Below are 21,125 nucleotides of genomic sequence, written 5' to 3'. Positions count from 1 at the left end.
CAACAGTGGTTCGAGCACCGCCCACTCGGCCTCCGTGAAATCCCCCTGCTGAGCATGACCAGAACAACGAGTCACTGATCGAAGAGACACCCCCTAGGGCATCAAGGGCAATCTGCCTACTTCAAACGCCCTCTGAGGTCCGGCACGTAAGACCGGAGGAGCCGCGAGGAGACGGCGGTTCAAAGAGTGGACAGGGGCTCGACGACGATGCCCGTCGAGCCCCTGTCGGTCTCAGTGGAAGACCCGCTCCACGAACGCGTCGAGGTTGCCGCGCAGGCGCTCGATCTGCTGCTCGACAGTGAGGTACTCCTCCATGCGCCCGCCCGGTGCCGCCTTCTTCCTGCCCCGTACGTACAACGAGCAGTCCAGGTCGGCGCAGATGTAGAGGCCCACCGAGTTGCCTTCGCGGCCGGCCGGGCCTGCCTTGGGGGCGGCCATGAGGGAGACGCCGGTGCCGGGATGCGTGGTCAGGCACAGCGAGCACAGGCTGCGGCGCAGGAAGCCGCGGTTGCCGGAAGCGGAGCGCAGGGACAGGCCGACGAGTTCATCGGCGCGTTCGACGACGAGATACCTGCGATCGGGCGCGGACAGATCGAACCAACCCAGGAAGTCCAGGTCGTCCCAGTGGTCGAGGTCCGCCAGGTTCTTGGGCAGGGGGAGGCGTTTGGCCTCGCCCTTCGAGCAGTTGACGAACGAGGTACGGATGTCGTGCTCGGTCAGGGGTTTCATAGAGGGCCCTTCGAGGGGTGAGGTGGACGGTGGCGGGACACGACCCCGGCTCGCTAGGCCGGTGCGTCGTTTCCGGCGTGCTTCGGCGTCTTGTGCCGTACGGTGAGGCCCGCTACCAGGGCGGCGAGCAGCAGGACGCCCGCCGAGCACCAGTAGGCGACGGAGAAGCCGTGCACCATGCCTTCGTTGAGGGTCGCACCGCCGCGGGCCGGATCGTGCAAATGCGAGTGGACGTAACGGCTGGTGGCGCCGGTGGCGATGGTGTTGAGCAGTACGGTGCCCAGCGAAGCGCCCATCTGCTGAACGGTGTTGAGGACAGCCGAGGCCACACCGGCGTCCTGCGCGGGCACCCCGGCGGTGGCCGTCGCGTAGACCGGCATGAAGGTCAGGCCCATGCCCAGACCGAGCAGCAGCAGGGCGGGCAGCACGTGCGGGACGTACTGCGCATGCACGGTCAGGCGGCTGAGCAGCACCATGCCGGCGGCGGCCAGCACCATGCCGGACGACATCAAGGTGCGCGGCGCCGTGTGTGGCAGCAGGCGGGCCGCGATCTGGGTCGCGCCGATGACGATACCGGCCGAAATCGGCACGAAGGCCAGGCCCGTCCGCACCGGCGGGTAGCCGAGGACGACCTGCAGGTAGTACGTCAGGAACAGGAAGACGCCGAACATGCCGATGGTGGCCAAGCCCATCGTCGCGAGCGATCCGGCCCGGACACGGTCCTTGACGATGCGCAGCGGCAGCAGCGGGCTCGCCGCGCGGCTCTGCCACCACACGAAGGCGGCGAGCAAGATCACGCCGGCCACGAGCAGCGTGAGCACCGACGGGCTGGTCCAGCCGCGAGGTTCGGCCTCGCTGAAGCCGTACACGAGGGCGACGAGCCCGCCGCAGCCCAGCAGCGCGCCCGGCACGTCCAGGTGCCCGCCCCGGCGGCCGGAGCGGTCGCGCAGGAAGGCCGGTGCGCCGAGCAGGGCGGCCAGCGCGATGGGCACGTTGACGTACAGGGACCAGCGCCAGTTCAGGTACTCGGTCAGCAGACCGCCCACGATCAGCCCGACCGCGCTGCCGCCGCCGGCCAGCGCACCGTAGACCCCGAACGCCCTGGCCCGCTCCTTGGGGTCGGTGAACGTCGTCGTCAGCAGCGACAGGGCCGAGGGCGCCAGGACCGCCGCGAACGCACCTTGCAGGGCCCGCGCCGCGAACAGCATCCCGGGTCCGGCCGCCGCGCCGCCCAGCGCGGAGGCCGCGGCGAACCCGGCCAGGCCGATGACGAAGGTGCGCTTGCGGCCCACCAGATCGGCGATCCGGCCGCCGAGCAGCAGCAGCCCGCCGAAGGCCAGCGTGTAGGCGGTGATCACCCACTGCCGGTCGGTGTCCGACATGCCGAGGGCACGCTGGGCGGAGGGCAGCGCGATGTTCACGATGGTGCCGTCAAGGATCACCATCAGCTGGGCGAGGGCGATGACGGCCAGCGCCCACCAGCGCTTCGGATCCGGTGCCGGTGCCGGAGTCGCGGCGGGAACCTCGCGGTCCGGGGAACGGTCGGTGGCCGTGGAAGGGGCGGACGGGAGGGATTCCCCTCCGGGACGTTTCTTGCTCATGGCGATCACGCACGTTTCGTGTCGAAGTGCTGTCGAGACAGCCGGCCAGGGACGGTCGCAGTGGTGACGACGGGCCGGTGTACGCAGCACGGGGACACGGCATGGCGGTGGGGCAGCGGGAACCGCGGACAGCACCCGGGGCCTGCCTCACCAGCTGCGTGTCACTCACGCCGGCGCTCTTGCCGGTCGTGAGGCGGAGAGTGCCGAGATCACGGTGACCAGCAAGAGAAGGGCCCGTCTTCGGGCACGCGCCCCCGCGGCCCACGCGGCGACGAACCGCGCAGGCCAGGACATCTCGTGACGCGGCATCTCAGGAAGATGCCGAAGACAAGAAATAAGAAGGGGGAAGAGTTACCGCGCGCCGCAGAGGAGGGAGGGCACACGGCCGGAGGCAACTATGGCCGCAACGCATTCAGCACGGTCCATGTCTCTCGCCTCCTTCCGGGCAGGGCACGCGGTGCGTGTCGACGCCGAGCGCGCCGAGCGGGGCGGCAGAGAACCTGCCGCGCAAAATCCCGGGCAGCATATCCCATCGGCGCCACCGCGCGACCGGAATTGCCGACCGCCCGCGCGCGCACGGCAGGGGTTCGACGACGGCCGTCGTCGAACCCCTGCCGTGTGCGCGCCCAGCATGGGTGATTGCTTGGGGATGGAAGTCCCTGGGGGAAGAGGTGGTGCTCACCCCGAGCCGGGAGTACGGGCGGGAAGCCGTTGACGATGTCTGACAGCTGCTGGTGCAGCCCCGATACGTATGCGGCCTGGCCGCCGCGGGGCTTGATGTTCAGCACGACCCAGGTGCCGAGTAGTCCTGCTGCTCTCGCTCGACCAGAGCGCGGCGTTCCTCTGGGTCGACGTCGTCAGACAGGACGTCGACGACCTCGACGTCAGCTTCCGTGGGCTCGGGAGCGATCCTGTGGACGCCGGCGAACCCGAAACTCGACGAACGCGAAGTGCTCCGGGCCATGCTCGACGTCGATGAAGACCTGGTCGCCGATCGGCCCGGACTGCTGATCATCGCGGACAAGGACTTCGCCTCCAAGGAGTTCGAGAATGACCTGGTCATGCGTGGGGCCGAACTGCTGCGGCCCTCGTTCGCCCAGCGCATCCTCGCCATGGCCGCCGCTATCTGACGCAACCACAAGACCGGCGCCCCGAGCCCGCGGTCGCTGGCCGCATTCGATCACTGAATACATCGGACTCATCCGTCTAGGGTTCGCTCTCGGTCGTCAGGACGGCCGACGAGAGGGAGCGCCCCGGGGGCCTTGGTCGTCCGTACGGCCATGCCGACGAGGGAGAGCGCCCCGGGGCCAGGTGACGCCCACGTCGTGGTCGGCCCCGTACTACCCACCCGCGGGCTTCCCGGCGACGGGCCGGTCGGACGGCAGGCCGGCCCGCAGCTTCGCGGCCCCCGTGGTGTGGACCCCGCCCCTTGCCATGGACACCGGAGCCGTCGAGCAAGACCCGTCGCGAGGACCAGCTCCGTCGTATTCACTGACTGGTCAGCGGCGTCACTAAATGCCATCCTTTCACTTGCAGTCGGGAGCAAGGAGCAAAGGGATGGCCGGTACGGCACCGACCAAGGGACGTGGCGGCATGAGTGATCAGCGGCGCCACCGCCTACGTCTGGATGTCTCACGGGAAGCGTCCCGGCTCTTCTGGGCGCAGGGCGTCGACGCGACCAGCGGAGACCAGATCGCCGAGGCCGTGGGCCTGTCGACGCGCACCATCTGGCGCCACTTCCGCAGCAAGGAGAGCTGCGCCGAGCCCATCGTGATGCGGGGCGTGGAGTGGGAGATGTCCACGCTGCGCAGCTGGCCTCCGCAGCTCTCGCTGGAAGTGCACTTCGCCGCGGAGAGCAGCAAGTTCGGTCGTGAGGCCAGTGACGTGGAGCGGATGGACACCGAGCTCGCGATCAAGATGATCCGGCTGGCCGACACGGAGCCGGCCATCCGTACGGCCTGGCTGATGGCATGCGACCAAGTAGAGCGCGAGATGGCCGAGATCATCGCGGAGCGACTCGGACTTCCGGCCGAAAACCTCGACGTACGCCTGCACGCCGCTGCGGCCTCGGCCGCGCTGCGGGTCCTCAACGAGCACATCGGCGCCGCCATCCTGGAGGGCACCGATCCCCGGGACTTCGCCGACGCGCCTGCCCGGATCGCACGAGCGGTACGCACGGCCACCGGCGGAGCCGTGGGAGATCCCGTCACCACCTGAGCGACCACGACACGCCGCGGACGGTACAACGGGTCGGGATACCTGCCCTGGCAGCAGGAGCCCTGACGACGGCGCTACGCCCTGTCCGGTGACTCCACGACGCGAGCCGGTCTCGCCGGTCCTTTTGGAGGACTGGCGAGACCGGCTCGTGGTACTGGTACCGCTCGGTGACGAGGATCAGCGCTGCTCGCCGGCCGGGGCACCTCCCACCCACGGGCCTGCGGCCCAAGCGGCAGCAGATGGACCGGGGCGGATGGTGAGACATCGGGGAGCCGGGCCACCCCGGCGCAGCACGCCAGGGCGGCCGACTGTTCTGCGCCTTGGGAAGTGGTCAGCGCACCCAGACGGTGTACTCGGCGCGACCACCCGGACCGTCGCACCACACCTCGTCATACCCGTTGTGCTGGGCGTTCGACAGCTCCTCAGCCTCGCACTGCCCCTTCGAGTCATACGTCATACCACCAGCCACGTGCCAGCCACTGCCGGGCGGGGGGCTGGCGACAGCACTGGTGGCGGTCAGCGGGATGGCGATTGCTGCGGCACCGACGACGAGACCGGCGGTGATACGGGAACGCCACGACTTCATAAATTCTCCTTCTGTGCGCTGCACTGTTCAGCAGGTAGGGCACCCGGGATCCGGTGCGTGGTTGCTCCGCGGCTCGCAACGCGTCTTGATCGACATGCTGCCCCCACACAGTCCCGGCACTAACTGCCATTATGGCATTTAGTGTCGCCAACGGTCCCCCTTGGGGGAGTGACCTGAGTCACAACAAGATCGCCGCATGGCAGGCCCCGCACTCCTTGGTCAGCGGCCACCAGGGCCGGTAGGAGATGCGGGAGATCGTCAACGCACCCCACTTGGCCGAGGACGACTACCCGCGCATCGAGCAGTCCCTTGGTAGTGACGCGTCGTGTGGGAATCAAGTCCCACTGGCAGCCGGTGCGGCCCTGGTGGCCATCTCGACCCCGGAGCAGTCGGTCACCCTCGACATGCCGGGCAAGCTCGCCGAACTCCTCCGCGCGACCGAGCCGGACGACGCCGAGCTGGCCGCGCTCGACCAGGGCGTGACCGTACGGCGAGGCCGGGTTACGCGCTGCGCATCGCCGCCGCTCCCGCCGTGCGCTGCCAGCCGCTCGGCGTCTCACAGGGCGCCCCGACCGTGCCGGACGCAGCGCACAAGGCCCGCCGGGGTACGAGAACCGCATCGACACCCTCGTGGCAGCCGTCCAGCGCTGAGCAGTCAGCGCCGGCTCACAAGGGTCATCCCGTGGCGGGCCGACTGCGCCTGGGCCGTGCCCACACTTCGGATACAGACGACGATCTTCCCGCGTGTGCGTCCGCGCTCAGCGTGCGCGTGGGCGTCGGCGATTTCCTCCAGGGGATAGGCCTGTTCGATACGGGGTGTGTAGCGGCCTTGCCGACCCAGTTCCGCGGCCGCGGACAGGAGGGTGGAGTCGTTGTCCGCCCCTAACACACGCGTGCCCAGGCGCTGCCCGCCCGCTTGGTCGGCGAGCGTCACGACGCGCGTCGGGTCGCCCGTAATCGCGACGAGGTCGTCCAGCGAGGCGGAGGCCGTGGTGTCGAGGGCGATGTCGACGCCGTGCGGAGCGAGAGCGGTGAGGCGCTGTGCGAGGCCGGGGCCGTAGGTGGTGGGAACGGCGCCGAGAGAGGTGAGGAACTCGTGGTTGGATTCGCCGGCGGTCCCGATCACGGTGGCGCCTTGCGCTACAGCGATCTCGACTGCGGCGCTCCCCACGCCTCCGGCGGCGCCCTCGACGAGAAGGGTGCGCCCCGTGAGGGAGCCGAGCGCGTTCAGTCCACGCATCGCGGTCACGGACACCAGACCGGCGCTCGCGGCCTGCTCATCGTTCCACGTGGCGGGAGCTTGGGCCCAGGCCGAGAGGATGGCCAGCTCCGCGGTTGCGCCGGTGACACCGCCCAGCCCGAAGACACGGTCGCCGACGCGCATGCCCCGCACTCCGGCACCGATTTCGTCGACCACGCCGACGGCCTCGCGCCCGGGAATGGCGGGCAGGTCCAGGGAAACCAGCCGCTGCAGCGCGCCGGTGCGCAGCTCCCAGTCGATGGGATTGACACTGGCCGCCGCGACGCGGACACGGATCTCACCAGCTCCGGGGTGGGGGTCGGGGGCCTGCTCGATCACCAGGCTCTCCGCTCCGCCGTATGCACGGAAGCGGGCTGCGCGCATAATGCCCTACCTTGCCTTCATGAATGAAAATATCGCACTTATTCGTGTAATTCCAGGACAGACCGGCCCGACCGGTCTTGTCCGACTTCGGGTGTGCCCTCTGGCGAGCAACAACGGGACTACGGCGCCGACGGTTCAGCCGGAGGCGCGGCCCCGAGGGCCCCGGCCGCGGAGCCGTCGGCCCTGCGCCCCCGAAGCCACGCCGAAGCGACATGTAGCTGAGAGTGACGTTCTGCTCCATGCCGGGTGTTGAGGATTGCACCCGGCGGGATGTGGTGCGTGGATAGCGCTGGTCCACCAGCCACTGGAGGACGGGCCGTCCTTCTCGAATTGAAGGGTGACGCGGTACGTGGCGGCCTGTTCGTCGCGTTGGCCGCGCGCGGTCATACCTGCGGGCCCTGTACGGCTTCGGTGAGGGTGCGGTACAGCGCGGGCAGGCTGGGGTGCTGACCCTTGTGCTTGCCCCGGGTAGTGAAGGTCTTCTCGCGGATCTCCTTCATGGGGGCGCCCTCGGCGCGCAGGGCGAGGGCGTACTCGACCTGGTCGGTGTATAGCGACGGCGGGCGTCCGCCGGTCCTCCCGCGCTTGCGGGCGGATTCCTGTCCTTCCAGGGTGCGTTCGCGGGTATGGGTGCGTTCGGCGGCGGACAGTGCAGCCAGGACGCCGAAGAGGATGGCGCCCCGGCCGTGGCGGTCGCCGGGGCCGATGAGGAACTCCAGGGCGATGCCGGCCTTGCGCAGGTCCTCGACGGTGACGAGGAGGTCGGCGCCGCGTCCGCGTAGCCGATGCGGACCGTCGTGATCCCCGCCGCGAGCGGCGTGGGCTCCGGGCTCGCTTCGGCGCCGAGCTCGGGGCCGATGGCCCAGCGTTTACTCGGGGCCGCAGCGTTTACCGGGGCCGCGGTCGGGCGGGGTGAGGATGAGGAGTTCCTCGGCGACGCGGGGCACGAGCTGGAGGCGGCGGGCGTGGTACTTGACCGCGCTTCCCGGCGCCGGTGCGGCAGGCCGATCCGACGGGCACGTCACAGGTCGGGCAGGGGTGGCGCTCGATGGCGGTGGGGGCGTCGAATTCCTCGCCTGGCGCGCCTCAGAAGCTACCGGTGTGACGTGGTTGCGAGAAAGCATTCCAAGAATCCGATTGAGAACAGAGAGGCCACACAAACCGGACACCGGGCGGGGCCGGTGTGGCGGTTTCTCATGTGGCCAGGTGCGAGAACCCGGAGGCCACCTCTGGATGGCGTCGCCAGGTTGGATGGCTGCGCCCCCTCGGGCGAGTCGACGGTCCCGGTGGCGTCGACGGTGCGGAAGCGGAGCCGGGAACCGACTTGCCTGAAAGCTTCAGGTAATTGCATGATGGCTTTCGTTGGAGCGGAGGAGCACATCATGACCCGAGCAGGACTGAACCTGGACAGACTGGCCCAGGTCGGCGCCGAACTGGCCGACGAGATCGGCTTCGGCCAGGTGACCCCGTCGGCCCTCGCCCGGCATGTCGGCGTGAAGGTCCAGAGTCTGTACGCCCATGTGGCGAACGCGCAGGATCTGAAGACCCGTATCTGCCTGCTTGCCCTGGAGGAGATGGCCGAGCGGGCCGCCGACGCGGTGGCGGGGCGCTCCGGAAGGGACGCCCTGGCCGCACTCACTGCCGTGTACCGCGACTACGCCCGGCAGCACCCGGGCCGGTATCAAGCCTCCCGCTTCCAGCTCGACTCGCAGACTGCGGCCTCCAGCGCCGCGGTGCGGCACTCGCAGATGATGCGGGCCGTCCTGCGCGGCTACAGCCTGCCCGAGCCCGAGCAGACCCATGCGGTCCGCCTGCTCGGGGCCGTCCTCCATGGCTTCACCGACCTGGAGCTCGCCGGATCTTACGCCCACAGCAGCCCCGATCCCGGCGAGTCGTGGACCTGGACCATCGATTCCCTCGACCGCCTTCTCCGCACCTGGACCACCGCCTGACCGCTGCTCCCATCCCGCGCCGGGGGTGGGCAGGGCTCACAGATCATGAGGGAAGCAGCGACAAGAACGAACGTCCGGCGCACGGTTACCACCGGTGCCGTTGTCACCACCGCAGTCGCGGCGACCGTCGCTGTCGGCCTCGGGGCCTCGGCGGCGCAGACCACGGGCAAGCCCGCCGCCCCGGATCGTCGCTTCCTGGAGCACCCGGCCCGCGAGCCCTGCACCGGGCCGAGAACCAGGAGCTCTTCGGTCTTCGCCAGGCGGAGCAGTGACGGATGTGATGCACCAGCACAGCCACTCGCCCGCCCTGCCCGCCGTCGTGTCGGGTGAGTGCGCAAGAACAGCACAACGCACATCAGGAGGAAATTGATATGTCCGCTACTTCCCTGCCTTTCCGCTCGTTCGTGGATGACATCCTGGATTCGCTCGGGGCCGCCCCCGCACACGAGGCGCTGGTGCACCAAGGCCGACGGATCACCGCCGGGCAACTCCGCGACCTGGTCCACCGGTTGGCACACGCACTGCGCGCCCAGGGCCTTGGGCGCGGGCAGACCGTGACGCTGCTCAGCGGCAATCTCCCCGAGGCCCTGGCTGCCCGCTATGCCGCCAACCTGGTCGGCTGCCAGGTCAACCACCTCTACAACAAGCTCTCCGCCGACGCCCAGGCCGCCATCGTGCGCGACGTGGAGACCCAGGCGCTGATCGTCGACCCCGCTTACGCCGAGCAGGCCGCCGAGGTCATCGCCCGGGCCCCGGTACCGCACGTCCTGACGCTCGGCATCAGCAAGCTGGGCACCGACCTGCTGGAGCTGGCCGCCGCCGAGTCCGCTGAGCCGATATCGGGCCTGGCCCGCCCCGGGGACATCTGTTCCATCCGCCACACCGGCGGCACCATCGGCCACCCCAAGGGCATCTGCACCAGCTTCGAGAGGGCCGGCCGGATGCCCCGCACGCCCCGCGGGGAAGAGGCCGCCCTGCCCCGGCAGTTGGTGGCCACCACCCTCGCGCACGGTGCCGGGCTGATCGCTGACCACCTGCTGGCCGAAGGCGGCACCGTGGTCCTGCTGGAGGACTTCGACCCGGGCCAGGTGCTCGCGGCGATCGAACGCGAGCGCATCACCCACCTCTACTTGCTGCCGCCGCTGCTGTACCGGCTCATGGATCACCCGGACGCGGGCCGTACCGACACCTCAAGCCTGCGTCAGCTGATGTACGGCGGCTGCCAGGCGTCCCCGGCCCGCATCGCCGACGCGATACGCCGCTTCGGCCCCGTCTTCCTGCAGGGCTACGGCCAGACCGAGTCCGGCAGCATCAGCGTCCTCGGGCCCCAGGACCACGACCCGGACCGCCCCGAACGGCTGCGCTCCGCGGGCAGGGTCCTCGACGGCGTCGAGGTGGCCATCCGCGACCCGGACGGCCACGACCTGCCCCACGGCGAACACGGCGAGATCTGCGTCCGCTCCCAACACGTCATGCAGGGCTACTGGAAGCAGCCCGAACTCACAGCCGAGGTACTGCGGGACGGCTGGCTGCACACCGGCGACGTCGGATTCCTGGACAACGAGGGCTACTTGACCATCGTCGACCGGATCAAGGACATGATCGTCGTGGTCGGCGGCCACGTCTACACCACCGAACTGGAGGACCTCCTCAACTCCCACCCCCAGGTACTGCAGAGCGCGGTCTTCGGCGTGCCCGACAGCGACCGGATGGAACAGGTGCACGCGGTGGTGGTACGGGCCCCGGAGGCCGAGGTGGACGCAGACGAACTGCGGGCCATGGTCCGCAAACAGCGCGGAGCCATGTACGAACCGGCGCGCATCACCTTCGCCGAACAACTGCCGCTGACGGACACGGGCAAGCCGAACAAGAAGCTGCTGCGGACGCGCGCCGCACAGGCATAACGAGGTCAGCCCGCTCTCCATCGAGGAACAGGCTTACGTCCTGGGCCGTCAGTGGCCCCAGCCGGGACTGGCCGAAGTAGGGAATACGGCTTCTGAGCGGCCTGTGGCACTTGGCGATCAGGCACTTACTCCACCTGCGGCCTGCCCGAATACTCGGTGTCGAAGGCCCCGGCGCCGTGATAGGTGAGCGTGATCGTCGGACTCTCGTCCCTGCTGAGTCCCGCCCATTCCACTCTGGGATCCCGTTTGGCATGGTGCCCGAAAGGCTGGGGTTCCGGCGACGTCGGCCAGGCGGCTGTGAAAGCTCGGTGCGGCGTGGTCAGTTCCCGCTCATCGGTGGTGAATCCTCCGGTCGTCGGCGGTAGTTGTGGTGTGTACGGGGCGTGGACCGGATACGGCGGTGTTCCCTTGCGGCGTTTGCCTTGCTGTGGCGCGGCTTGTTCCCCGTCACCGCTCGTTACCACGACGGTGACGCCGACGATGATCAGCAGGAGCCCGGGGATGGATGTGGGCTCGACACCTTGCCCCATCAGCCACCATGCGGCGAGAGCGGCCACCGGAGTCTCCAGCAGCAGGAGGACACTCATCGTCGTTGCCGATGCCTTGCCGAGGGCGAAGTTCATTGAGCCAAGCCCCAGAAGCTGGGGGAGGATGAGCAGCCCGAGCAGCGACAGGTGGGTGGATGTATCGAATCCTGTGAGTGGGATGTCGGCCAGCCAGCAGACGGCGAGGAGTTCCAGGCCGCAGACCAGCGAGGTGACCGTCGAATACATGGGGGTACTGATATCTGTGCGGGCCTTTTGGCTCAGGGCGGTGTATCCGGCCTGAGCCACGGCCCCGGCGAGGGCGAGTAGATCGCCCGTCAGCGCCGCGCCGCCGGACTGTATGTCGAGACCGGCGGCCGCGGCCGCTCCCACCACGGCGAGCGTCAGACCCGCCCAGGTCCTGCGAGCGACCCGGACGCCCTGACCCGCGGCGATGAGGGCCTGCCAAACGGGCTGAGTGGCCACGAGTGCCGTGGACATGGCGACCGTGGTCATCCGCGTGCTCGTCATGAAAGCCGCGAAGTGGAGGGCGAGCGACGTGGCCGCGAGGAAGCCGTAGGCCAGGGGCCGCCACTGCCCCCGGCGCAGCAGGCCGCGTTCACCGCGTGCGACACGCACCACCTCGCGGCGGCGCAGTATCAGCAGGAACGGCCCGAGCGTGACGAAGCCCAGGGCGTTGCGCCAGAAGGCCATGGCGAGCGGCGCGGCGGAGGCGGCGGCAGTGAGAGGGGCGGTGGCCGAGATGGCGACCACGGCGACCGCCATCGCCGCGACGGTCAGCGGATCGATTTTGGATTTCACGCGCCCGCACCGCCGGCCGCGGTCGGTCGGGGCGTGGCCGGCACCGGGGCTTCGCGGTCGCCGTCCGGCAGATGAACGGTATGCCCCGAGGGCAAGGGCATGAGCGTGGCGAAGTCGTTCAACTTCTGTCCATTATTCACCATTAAGTACATGTCTTCTGTGCCCCCGAAACGGGGGTGACGGGGTAGTAGGGAACGAACCCTGAAGGCTTCGGAAGAGAGGTGGGGCGAGCCACTGCTGACTCGTCCTCAGCGGTCAGGCGGCCCGTGGGCAGCAGATGCGTGGCGAGGGCGGCGGAGGAAATGTGGCGTGGCGCGGGACCAAGGGGGTGCGTCCTTGGCGTCGCTCGTCTCAACGTGGAAAAGCTCGCCGCGGTTCATTCGTGTACGGGAGGACCCGTGACGGATGGCCGGGTGATGCCCCTCCACGCCGAGCAGGGGCATCGGGGCCGGTTCACAGCCTGCCTCCGCGGCAACCGGGCCTCGGCGGCCAGCGCCAGTCGCTGCTGCCGCTCATTCAGATGGGGGAACAACACGCGTAATCGCGGGGCAAGTTGATTACGGACCTCGCCCGGCATTTTAGGTTTGACTTGGTCAGCTCCACCCGCCGCCGACAGACCGGCTGGAAAGCACCGAGTTTGACAGGGCTTTGCGCAGGCCCGGTATTTCTCGATCGAATGTCTTGGCGAATTCCTCCAGCGCATGCTTGTACTTACGGCGCTCGGAACGGTCCAGTACGACCCCCATGGTCGCGTCGCTTTCCAGGGCGATCACCGGCAGGGCCACTTGCGTCAGGGGCAGCGTGGACGGGGCGGGAGTGGTGGTGACCAGTGTGCGCAACGCTTGCTGCACGGCTCGGGCCTCCTCTTCCCGCCGCAAGACAACCTTGCTCCCTCCAAGCAGGCTCAAGGTGCGGCCAGCCTTCTTTTCGATGATCCCAGCAGCCGTCAACTGGTCTTCGACCGGCTTCTCCGCCCTGTGCGCAGCATTGTGCACCAGTGGCATCCAGCGCTTCGGCTTCCTGCGCAGCTCTTCCCAAACAGAGGCGAGAAACGGGTCGGTCGGTGACAGGTCCCCACGTTGGCAAACCTGGCGTCCGTCGGCCTCAGCCTGTCCCGCGAGGACCAACTCGACCAGGGCCGCGGCGCGCAGCCGCTGACCGCGGAACTGCAGAAGAGTAGCCGGAAACTTACCCTTCTCGAAGGCGTAGGCGCACAGGTAGATCTGCTGAGGAAGCGTGAGATCCATGTGGACTCCTTGAATGCGTGAAGACAGGAAGGGGGGGTGACTATTGACACCCTCGCCATCAGTTCGAACCGATGTGGCGCGACACACAAAGGTCGCGTTCCGTTGAAGCACTGGCTGAGGCTCCCCCGCGGGGAAGGTGCTGACGAGTTCACCGTGAGCGGCCTCACCAAGGCGTCACTAAATGCAAGCCTGTCACTTAGTGACAGATCTTGCCATCCCTCACAGGTGTGATCTGCGTCACGCAACACACCGACCTGGAGCCGCTCGCGACCATGGGTGTCGACCGCAACCGCACACCATTGACGGTGGCGCACGGCGCCGACGACGCCCGCGTCAAACTGGCCGAGTCCGACCGGTTCGTCGAAATACTCCGCACACAGGAGCGCCCTGTCGAGTACACCGTCACGCGGGACGGCCATACCGTCGCAAATCGAAGTGCGTGGTCGTTGGCCTCGCGGGCGGCTCAGTACGTGGTGCACTTGCTATGACTGTCACTTAATGACAATGTCATTAAGTGACAGCTACGGCCGCGGGCCGGAGGCTGCGGATCCACCTAGAGCCCCTGCCGTTCAGCCGCGGGGCCTCACCACTCGCTGTCGGGCACAGCCACAGGAAGGACCGACATGGCATTGCCGAAGACCATCAGCGTCGAGGAACTCTTCGCCCCTCCCGTCCGTTCGAGAGCCTCCCTCTCGCCGGACGGCACCAAGATCGCGTACCTGGCTCCTTGGGAGAACCACCTGAACCTGTGGATCGAGAGCGTCGAGGCGCCCGGGGACGCCCGGCGGGTCACCTCCGAGGACCGCAACCTGCTGAGCTACCACTGGACCGACGATCCGAGGTGGCTGCTCTATACCCGGGACCAGGGGGGCGACGAGAACCGGCACCTGTACCGCGTCGATCTCGAAGACCCGGACGCAGCGGCGACCGACCTGACCCCCTTCCCCGGCGCACGCATCATGGATCTGAAGCTGCCCGCCGCGCGGCCGGGTAAGGCGGTGTTCTCCTCGAACAGCCGGAACCCCGCTGCGTTCGATCTCTTCGAGCTGGACATCGCCACCGGTGACCTGCGGACCCTCGCGGAGAACACCGAAGGCGCTGCCACCACCCTCTTCTATGGCGGCGGCGGAGACCCCTTCACCATCGACGTCACCGAACAGGGCGACCTCCGGCTCTCGCGCTGGAACGAGGCCACGCAGACGTCGCGCCACATCGCGCAGTTCGACGGTGCGGACTATCCGCTGGGCGTCTATCCGCTGGAGGTCACCCCCGACGCCGGCGGCGTGCTCTTCGGTTCGAACCGGGGCTCGGACAGACTCCGCCTGGCCAGGCTGGATACAGCGACCGGCGAGGAGACGGAGGTCGACTCCCACCCGCAGTACGACCTGGACACACGAGCCCGTGTCTTTCCCGCACTGCCCTCGCCTCTCATCTTCAGCCGGCGTACCGGCGAGCTCATCGGAGTTCGCTACCTCGGGGAACGACAGGTGATCCACGCACTGGACCCGCACTTCGCCGAGGTCTTGGAAAACCTGAGGAACCTGTCCGAGGGCGACCTGGCCCACATCTCGTCCGACGAGAGCGAGCAGCGGTGGGTCGTCAGCTTCACCCACGACCGCGATCCCGGGGCCACCTACTTCTACGACCACTCCTCGGGCGAGAGCCGCCTGCTGTTCCGGCCCCGTGGTCACCTGGATCCCGAGCAGCTGGCGCCGATGACACCGGTGACGATCACCGCTCGGGACGGTCTCGCACTCCCCTCCCACCTGACACTGCCGGTCGGGACAGAGCCGCACCGACTGCCGCTGGTCCTGCTCGTGCACGGCGGTCCCTGGGACCGGGACAGCTGGGGATTCAACCCTCTCGTCCAACTGCTGGCCAACCGGGGCTACGCGGTGCTTCAGGTGAACTTCCGCAGCTCCACGGGGTACGGCAAGTCGTTTATGAAGGCCGGCATCGGGGAGCTGGCCGGCAAAATGCACGACGACCTGATCGACGGTGTGAACTGGGCCGTCGACCAGGGATACGCGGACCCGGACCGGGTGGCGATCCTGGGCGGCTCCTACGGGGGCTATGCGGCACTGGTCGGAGTCACCTTCACCCCCGATGTCTTCGCCGCCGCGGTGGACATCTTCGGGGTCTCCGACCTCGCCTGCTTCCTGCGCAGTCAGCCGGAGTTCGTCCGGCCGGCCCTTGCCGCCAACTGGTTCCGCTGGGTCGGCGACCCCGCCGATCCGCAGCAGGAGGCCGACATGCTGGCCCGCTCACCGATCAGCCGGGTGGACCAGGTCCGCACACCGCTGCTCATCGCCCAAGGCGCCAACGACGCCCGGGTAGCGCAGGCAGAATCCGACAACATGGTCCAGGCCCTCCGGGCACGGGGGGTTCCGGTCGAGTACATGCTCATGGCGGACGAAGGGCACTCCGTCGAGAACCCGGAGAACTTGATCGCTTTGTACCGCGCCGTGGAGCGCTTCTTGGACGAGCATCTCGGAGACGGCCGGGACGCGACGTAACCGCCGTCCGGGCCGTGGCGGTCGGCGGTCAGCGGTCAGCGGTCGGCGCGAGGAGCCAGCGCCCGCTCCGTCACGGAGGCCGGCCCCGTCGCCGCGGACCTACCGCGTACGAGGCCACGGGGAAGTCGCCGATGGCCATACGGTTCACCACCGCCACCCAGGATCTGCCGGATAGCACGTCGTCTCGGTAGCGACTGTTATGTCGATGCGTGGGTGAGCTCGTGGGCCCGCTGCCACAGCCGGGCACCGAGATCCGCGTCCGTGGCAGGGGTGCGCAGTGGCTCCGGCTCAAGCCGGTTGTAGAAGACGTCTCTCAGTTTGCCGCGGTCGGTGGTGGCGATCCTGACGATCGGCTCGGCGCCCTCCTCCGGTGACCGCGTCAGGCGCCGACCGATCAGGCTTGCCTTTGCTGCCGTGACCAGTGCGGAGTCGCGGTCGAGGCCGGAGCGGACAGTGCCAGGGTGGAACGCGACAGCGGTCATCGTGTCCGGTGCCCGGCGGTTGATCTCGGCGGCATGTACGACGCTTGCCAGCTTCGAGGCGTTGTACGAGCGCATCTGCCCGTAACGGCTCCGATTCTGATCCAGATCGTCCGGGTTGAGCTTGCCGAACCGGTAGAGGCTGGAGCTGGTGTTGATGACAAGGGCGGAGGGGGCCTGCAGGAGCTTCTCCCAGAGAAGCGATGTCAGCAGGAAGGGCGATAGGAAATTGACCTGCACGGTCAATTCATGACCGTCTGACGTTGTTTTCCGCTTGGGCGAGACGATGCCGGCGTTATTGACCAGGATGTCTATCCGCGGTACACGGGAGATCAGGTGCTGAGCGAGTTCGCGCACCTCGCTGAAGCGCGCGAAGTCCGCGGGAAGGGCCGTGCCACCGACTTCGTCGGCGACAGCGCGGGTTCTGGTCACCGCACGGCCCACGACGACGACTGACGCACCCATCGCGGCCATCCGCCGTGCCGCCGCCGCGCCGACGCCGGAACTGGCGCCGGTGACGACGGCGGTCAGGCCGTCAAGTGTTTCTGCTGCCATGGACCCGACGCTAGGTCCCGCGTCGCGGCAGAGGAAGCGAGCCGTGACCCTGGTGCTGCCGGCACCAGGGTCCGTTGCTCGTTCCGGCTTACCCTTGCCCTCATGGATGACCGCACCATAAATCTGCTGGGCGACTATCTGCGGGCCCGTCGCGAGCTGGTGCGTCCTGCGGATGTCGGTCTTCCTGAGACCGCACGGCGGCGCGTGCCCGGCCTGCGCCGCGAGGAGGTCGCGACTCTCGCCGGTATCAGCGTGGACTACTACCTCGGTCTCGAACAGGGCCGTGACCGGCGGCCGTCCGCGGAGATCCTCTGGGCGCTCGCCCAGGCCCTACGGCTCGACGAGTCCGCGACCACGCACTTGTTCGCGCTCGCCAACTCTGTCCCGCGTTCGCGCCGACATGCTCACCGCCATCGGGTGTCTCCCACCTTGGCTCGGCTGATCGACTCCTGGCCGGCGACGCCCGCGTTCGTACAGACTCATACGTTCCTGGTGCTGGCGGCGAATCCGCTGGCCCAGGCCCTCTCCCCCGCGCACACACCGGGGACCAACCTCGTCCGGACCGTGTTCTTGGAGCCGGACAGCTTCCTGGTCGAACCGGATCCGCGGCAGGACTTCGTGGCTTGCCTGCGCGGGCTGGCCGGCGCGGAGGCCGACGATCCGGACCTGGCAGAGCTGGTAGGCGAAATGTCCATGCGCAGCGAGAGCTTCCGACGTCTTTGGGCCCGGCACGATGTCGGGGGCCGCACCCATGGCAGGGTAACGATCGCCCACCCACGGGTCGGTACCCTCACACTCGATCTCGAACGGTTTCCCGTGCCCTCCGCACCGGGACAGCAGCTCGTGGTCTACTCCGCAGAGGCGGACAGCCGGTCGCATGAGGCACTGCGTCTGCTCGCGGAATCAGCCGACTGACAAGGTGCCATTTCGATTGCACCGGTGTGGAGGCCGACGGGGCAATCGGGGCGATCACCCTGGACACGACCAATTCGGTTGCCTGACCGGATGGTCTACGACGGCGGGCCAACCACGTCGTCGGTGCGCGACCGGTACCTGTGGTCTCAGGGTGCCGCGCGCAGGGCCGCACCGGCTTGTCGGGTGAGCCAGTGTTCGGCTTGGTCGAAGGTCCAGCCGCTGTCGTCGACCAACGTGAAGAAGCCCGCGTAGCCGAAGTAGAACCACAGCACGTCGGTCGCCCGCTCCACCGTGCAGTCGGGGTGCAGGCCGCCGACCTCGTCCAGCCGCCTGGCGAGGGCGGCGACTGCATCCCGGTACCGCCCGGTCGCGACGTGCAGACCCTCGGCGACCGCGGCGTGGTGCGGGGCGGTGGCCAGCACCACCCGCATGATGTCCCCGTACTCCTCGCGCATGCTCCGCACGGTGGCGGCCGCGTTCCGCAGAATCTCGTCCGCGTCCGTGAGTTCCGCCCGGCGGCGGTGTGTCTCCTCGACGATCGGGGCCTGGCTCCACAGGTCGACGAGCGTGCTGATCAACCCCTGCTTGCCGCCGCCGACCGCGTAGACGGTCGCGGGCGCGACCCTGGCGGTTTTGGCGATGTCCTCGACGGTGGTCGCGAAGTATCCCTGCTGGGCGAACAGCTGGCGGGCGGCCTCGACGATGGCGGCACGGGTGGCTTCCGCGTACTCGGCGCGGCGGCTCGTGGGCGATGACGTCATGGCCTGGTGAGCATAGCGGTTGAGCCGAGTTCAGAGCGTTCAGTTGTTCATCAGAGATTGACTCTGATGAACAGAGTCATATTCTGAACGCGTCACCTACCCATCTCCGAGGCAAAGGCAGCTCGTGACCACATCGACGGACAAACGGATCGACCGCCTGGCCGACACCCTTCGCCGCACGATCGACAACGGCCAGGTCGTCACCTCCGGGTCCGCCTACGACGCCGGCGTGAACGTGTGGAACGGCGCGGTCGCACACCGCCCCGACGTGGTCGTCCGCTGCGCCACCCCCGCCGACGCCCGGACGGCAGTCCTGGCCGCCCGGGAGCACGGCGTCCCGCTCTCGGTGCGCGGCGGCGGACATGACTGGGCCGGCCGGGCGCTGACCGACGGCGGCCTGACCATTGACCTGTCCGGCATGCGCGCAGTGCGGGTGGACCCGGACACAGCGGTGGCCGAGGTGGCCGGAGGAGCGACCGGCGCCGACCTCGCCCGCGCTGCCCAGCTCTTCGGCCTGACCGCGGCGACCGGCACCGTCGGCACCGTCGGCATGGCGGGCCTGAGCCTCGGCGGCGGCTACGGGCCGTTGAGCGGCCGGTTCGGGCTCGCGCTGGACAACGTGCTGTCCGCGGACGTAGTGCTCGCCGATGGCTCACTGGTCACGGCCGACGCCGAGCGGGAGCCGGAATTGCTGTGGGCGCTGCGCGGCGGCGGGGGCAATTTCGGCCTGGTCACCGCGATGCGCGTCCAGCTCCACCGAACGCCGACGCTCCTGTCCGGCCAAATCCTGTTCCCCTGGGCGCAGGCGTCCGCGGTGCTGGCCCGGCTGGCGGAGTTCGCGCCCGAAGGGCCCGACGAGCTGACCGTGCAGTGCGGCGTCCTCGCCGGCCCGGACGGAGCGCCCGCCGTGTTCGTCATGCCGACGTGGAGCGGCGACGACGCCCGGGCCGGCGAGGAAACGCTGGCGCGGCTCACCGCCCTCGGTGAGCCTCTGGTCGCTCAACTCGGCCCCACCACCGGTCACGACATGCTGGCGAGCACCGACGCGATGTTCCCGTACGGCAAGCACGTCGAGATCCGCACGCGGACGGTCCCCGCGCTCACTTCCGCTGTGCGGGCAGCGCTCCTCGACGCGGGTGACACTTTGACTTCGCCGCTGTCCGCCGTCTCCCTCCACAGCCTGCACGGCATCGCGTCCCGGATACCCGCGACAGACACGGCATTCGGAAACCGCACTCCCCATCTCATGGTGGAGACCATCGCCCGCTGGGAACCGGGCGACCCCCGGGAGCCGGAACACCGCGCATGGGCACGTGACGTGTCCGCGGTGCTGGAATCCGAGGCGATGCCGGGCGGTTACCCCAACCTGCTAGGGCCCGACGAGACCAGGCAGATCGCACACGCTTACGGACCGAACACCGAACGGCTGCTCGCGGCGAAGCACCGATTCGACCCTGATGGGGTGTTCCGCGCTATTCCCCTGCCGGTCCCGTCCGTCTGAGGTCCGCGTCTTGTCATTGCCGGCCATCGCTCCGGGCTCCGCGATAACCGGTTGTGAGCCTGTCTCCGGAGCCGGCCTCGAGAGCCTCACGATGCCCGACAGAGTCGAGCTCAGGGAACGCGGGCCCAGGCGGCGGCCAGTTCGGGGCTCCAGCACATCGCACCTGCCTCCTTGAGCTCACGGGCTACCCGCTCGGCCACCGTATCGACGTCCACCTCGGCTTCGGTGACCTGGCCGTGCGCCAGCACCGCGGGGAGGAGGCTTCGGACACAGCCCTCCATGTACTCCGGCATGACCGATGCGGCGGAGCCCGCCGACCCGGTGGCGGCCGCGCCCTCTACGGACAAGCCCGCATCACACAGGATCGACGCGGTCTGCTCGCCGAGGTCCGGCGTGAGACCGGCAGCACGCAGCGCATCGATCATCCAGCCCATACTCCTGGTGACCACCGGGGTCGGCGGCACGGAGCGGGTGCGGGTGCGGGTGCGGGTGAGATCGCGCTCCTGGAAGGACACCACGCCACCGGTGCGGGAGGAGCCGGGACAGAGCGCGTATGGTCGCGGCCGGCTTCTCGAGGTGGAGCAGGATCAGCCTGCCGACCACCGCGTCGACCTGCTCGTCCAGCCTCAGGTCGGTCAGGTCCGCCTCGAGGTACGACACGTTGGTCAGGCCGGCGTCGGTGGCGGGCGCGGGCCGACTCCAGGATGGTCGGGTTCATGTCGACGCCGATCACCGCGCCGTTCGGCCCGACCGACTCGGCGAGCAGCATGCTCACGTCGCCCGCGCCGCAGCCGACGTCCAACACCCGCATACCCGAGGTGATCCCAGCCAGGCGGAACAGGTACGCGCTGTGCGGAGCGAGGATACGCGCCTGAAGCTGGAGCCGCTCGGTCTCGGCGGACGTACGGCCCATCACATAGCCGTCGGTCATGTCCCCACCCGTCCTGCCGCGGTGACAACCCCGTATGAACGACCTGAGCGGTTGAAGCCGCAGGACAACAAAGTCATGGGGGCGGCCGGCCCTGTGCCGAGAGGAACTCCGGACGTATCCGGTCGGCAAGCACAACGTTCTTGCCGGAACATCGGTTCACCACCTTCCGCCCCCAGATGCCGACATGGACGGATGAGGCGGCAGCGGTCGGCCTCGGGCGGCCAAGGGTCTCTCGCGGCGATAAGACCAGCCATTGAACCG

The 21,125-nt window shown here is 68.7% G+C and carries 17 protein-coding genes and 2 pseudogenes; 8 read left to right on the top strand and 11 right to left on the bottom strand.

Annotation, left to right across the window (positions count from 1 at the left end; translation table 11 throughout):
- Window positions 1-231 precede the first annotated feature (231 nt).
- Both J2Z30_RS48400 and J2Z30_RS48395 read right to left on the bottom strand, forming a co-directional pair.
- Entirely contained in the window at window positions 232-729 is a 498-nt protein-coding gene (locus tag J2Z30_RS48400; protein WP_044570448.1) for an FBP domain-containing protein, read from the bottom strand.
- Between the two features lie 53 nt (window positions 730-782).
- Window positions 783-2,330, bottom strand: a complete 1,548-nt coding sequence (locus J2Z30_RS48395; protein ID WP_209469169.1) for an MFS transporter — start codon at window positions 2,328-2,330, stop codon at window positions 783-785.
- A 908-nt stretch (window positions 2,331-3,238) separates the two neighbouring features.
- On the opposite strand from J2Z30_RS48395, the pseudogene J2Z30_RS48390 reads away from it, so the two are divergent.
- Together J2Z30_RS48390 and J2Z30_RS48385 are read left to right on the top strand one after the other, a co-directional pair.
- Window positions 3,239-3,460 (top strand): annotated as a pseudogene (locus J2Z30_RS48390) (hypothetical protein); the annotation flags it as partial.
- A 427-nt stretch (window positions 3,461-3,887) separates the two neighbouring features.
- On the top strand, window positions 3,888-4,547 hold the full coding sequence (locus tag J2Z30_RS48385; RefSeq protein WP_063790907.1) for a TetR/AcrR family transcriptional regulator: 660 nt from the start codon (window positions 3,888-3,890) through the stop codon (window positions 4,545-4,547).
- Window positions 4,548-4,878: 331 nt separating this feature from the next.
- Here J2Z30_RS48385 and J2Z30_RS48380 read toward each other — a convergent pair whose 3' ends face one another.
- From J2Z30_RS48380 to J2Z30_RS52295, 3 genes and pseudogenes are all read right to left on the bottom strand, one after another.
- Entirely contained in the window at window positions 4,879-5,133 is a 255-nt protein-coding gene (locus tag J2Z30_RS48380; protein ID WP_044570451.1) for a hypothetical protein, read from the bottom strand.
- Between the two features lie 727 nt (window positions 5,134-5,860).
- Window positions 5,861-6,757 (bottom strand): annotated as a pseudogene (locus tag J2Z30_RS48375) (NADP-dependent oxidoreductase); the annotation flags it as partial.
- Window positions 6,758-7,140: 383 nt separating this feature from the next.
- Window positions 7,141-7,497, bottom strand: a complete 357-nt coding sequence (locus J2Z30_RS52295; RefSeq protein ID WP_505011432.1) for a recombinase family protein — start codon at window positions 7,495-7,497, stop codon at window positions 7,141-7,143.
- Window positions 7,498-8,139: 642 nt separating this feature from the next.
- Here J2Z30_RS52295 and J2Z30_RS48365 point away from each other — a divergent pair.
- Both J2Z30_RS48365 and J2Z30_RS48360 read left to right on the top strand, forming a co-directional pair.
- A complete protein-coding gene (locus J2Z30_RS48365; RefSeq protein WP_044570459.1) occupies window positions 8,140-8,709 on the top strand; it encodes a TetR/AcrR family transcriptional regulator in 570 nt (189 codons plus the stop codon).
- A 371-nt stretch (window positions 8,710-9,080) separates the two neighbouring features.
- On the top strand, window positions 9,081-10,613 hold the full coding sequence (locus tag J2Z30_RS48360; RefSeq protein WP_044570461.1) for an AMP-binding protein: 1,533 nt from the start codon (window positions 9,081-9,083) through the stop codon (window positions 10,611-10,613).
- A 125-nt stretch (window positions 10,614-10,738) separates the two neighbouring features.
- Here the strand turns inward: J2Z30_RS48360 and J2Z30_RS48355 are convergent, their stop codons facing one another.
- Entirely contained in the window at window positions 10,739-11,959 is a 1,221-nt protein-coding gene (locus tag J2Z30_RS48355; protein WP_052701377.1) for a DMT family transporter, read from the bottom strand.
- Between the two features lie 593 nt (window positions 11,960-12,552).
- Window positions 12,553-13,206 (bottom strand): GOLPH3/VPS74 family protein, encoded by a 654-nt coding sequence (locus tag J2Z30_RS48350; protein WP_044570464.1) that lies wholly within the window; start codon window positions 13,204-13,206, stop codon window positions 12,553-12,555.
- Window positions 13,207-13,415: 209 nt separating this feature from the next.
- Here J2Z30_RS48350 and J2Z30_RS48345 point away from each other — a divergent pair, with 209 nt between their 5' ends.
- Both J2Z30_RS48345 and J2Z30_RS48340 read left to right on the top strand, forming a co-directional pair.
- Entirely contained in the window at window positions 13,416-13,694 is a 279-nt protein-coding gene (locus tag J2Z30_RS48345; RefSeq protein ID WP_209469167.1) for an alpha/beta hydrolase family protein, read from the top strand.
- Window positions 13,695-13,829: 135 nt separating this feature from the next.
- Window positions 13,830-15,722: a S9 family peptidase gene (locus tag J2Z30_RS48340; protein ID WP_044570467.1), complete on the top strand. Its 1,893-nt coding sequence runs from the start codon at window positions 13,830-13,832 to the stop codon at window positions 15,720-15,722.
- Between the two features lie 197 nt (window positions 15,723-15,919).
- Here J2Z30_RS48340 and J2Z30_RS48335 read toward each other — a convergent pair whose 3' ends face one another.
- A complete protein-coding gene (locus J2Z30_RS48335; RefSeq protein WP_044570469.1) occupies window positions 15,920-16,756 on the bottom strand; it encodes an SDR family NAD(P)-dependent oxidoreductase in 837 nt (278 codons plus the stop codon).
- A gap of 102 nt (window positions 16,757-16,858) precedes the next feature.
- Between J2Z30_RS48335 and J2Z30_RS48330 the strand changes: the two genes are divergently transcribed.
- Window positions 16,859-17,671, top strand: a complete 813-nt coding sequence (locus J2Z30_RS48330; RefSeq protein WP_044570472.1) for a helix-turn-helix domain-containing protein — start codon at window positions 16,859-16,861, stop codon at window positions 17,669-17,671.
- A gap of 146 nt (window positions 17,672-17,817) precedes the next feature.
- Here the strand turns inward: J2Z30_RS48330 and J2Z30_RS48325 are convergent, their stop codons facing one another.
- Window positions 17,818-18,432, bottom strand: coding sequence for a TetR/AcrR family transcriptional regulator (locus tag J2Z30_RS48325; protein ID WP_044570475.1), 615 nt, complete (start codon window positions 18,430-18,432; stop codon window positions 17,818-17,820).
- A 124-nt stretch (window positions 18,433-18,556) separates the two neighbouring features.
- Between J2Z30_RS48325 and J2Z30_RS48320 the strand changes: the two genes are divergently transcribed.
- Window positions 18,557-19,933, top strand: coding sequence for an FAD-binding oxidoreductase (locus tag J2Z30_RS48320; protein WP_052701378.1), 1,377 nt, complete (start codon window positions 18,557-18,559; stop codon window positions 19,931-19,933).
- 110 nt (window positions 19,934-20,043) lie between these two features.
- Here the strand turns inward: J2Z30_RS48320 and J2Z30_RS48315 are convergent, their stop codons facing one another.
- Complete coding sequence (locus J2Z30_RS48315) at window positions 20,044-20,448, bottom strand: hypothetical protein (RefSeq protein ID WP_052701379.1); 405 nt, start codon at window positions 20,446-20,448, stop codon at window positions 20,044-20,046.
- Complete coding sequence (locus J2Z30_RS52050; protein ID WP_372453428.1) at window positions 20,355-20,846, bottom strand: methyltransferase domain-containing protein; 492 nt, start codon at window positions 20,844-20,846, stop codon at window positions 20,355-20,357. The genes J2Z30_RS48315 and J2Z30_RS52050 overlap by 94 nt, the downstream gene beginning before the upstream one ends.
- Between the last annotated feature and the right edge of the window lie 279 nt (window positions 20,847-21,125).

Origin of the sequence: Streptomyces iranensis, from assembly GCF_017874715.1 — a bacterium.
GTDB classification, from domain to species: Bacteria; Actinomycetota; Actinomycetes; order Streptomycetales; family Streptomycetaceae; genus Streptomyces; species Streptomyces iranensis.
This window is presented reverse-complemented; position numbering and strand designations above follow the sequence as displayed.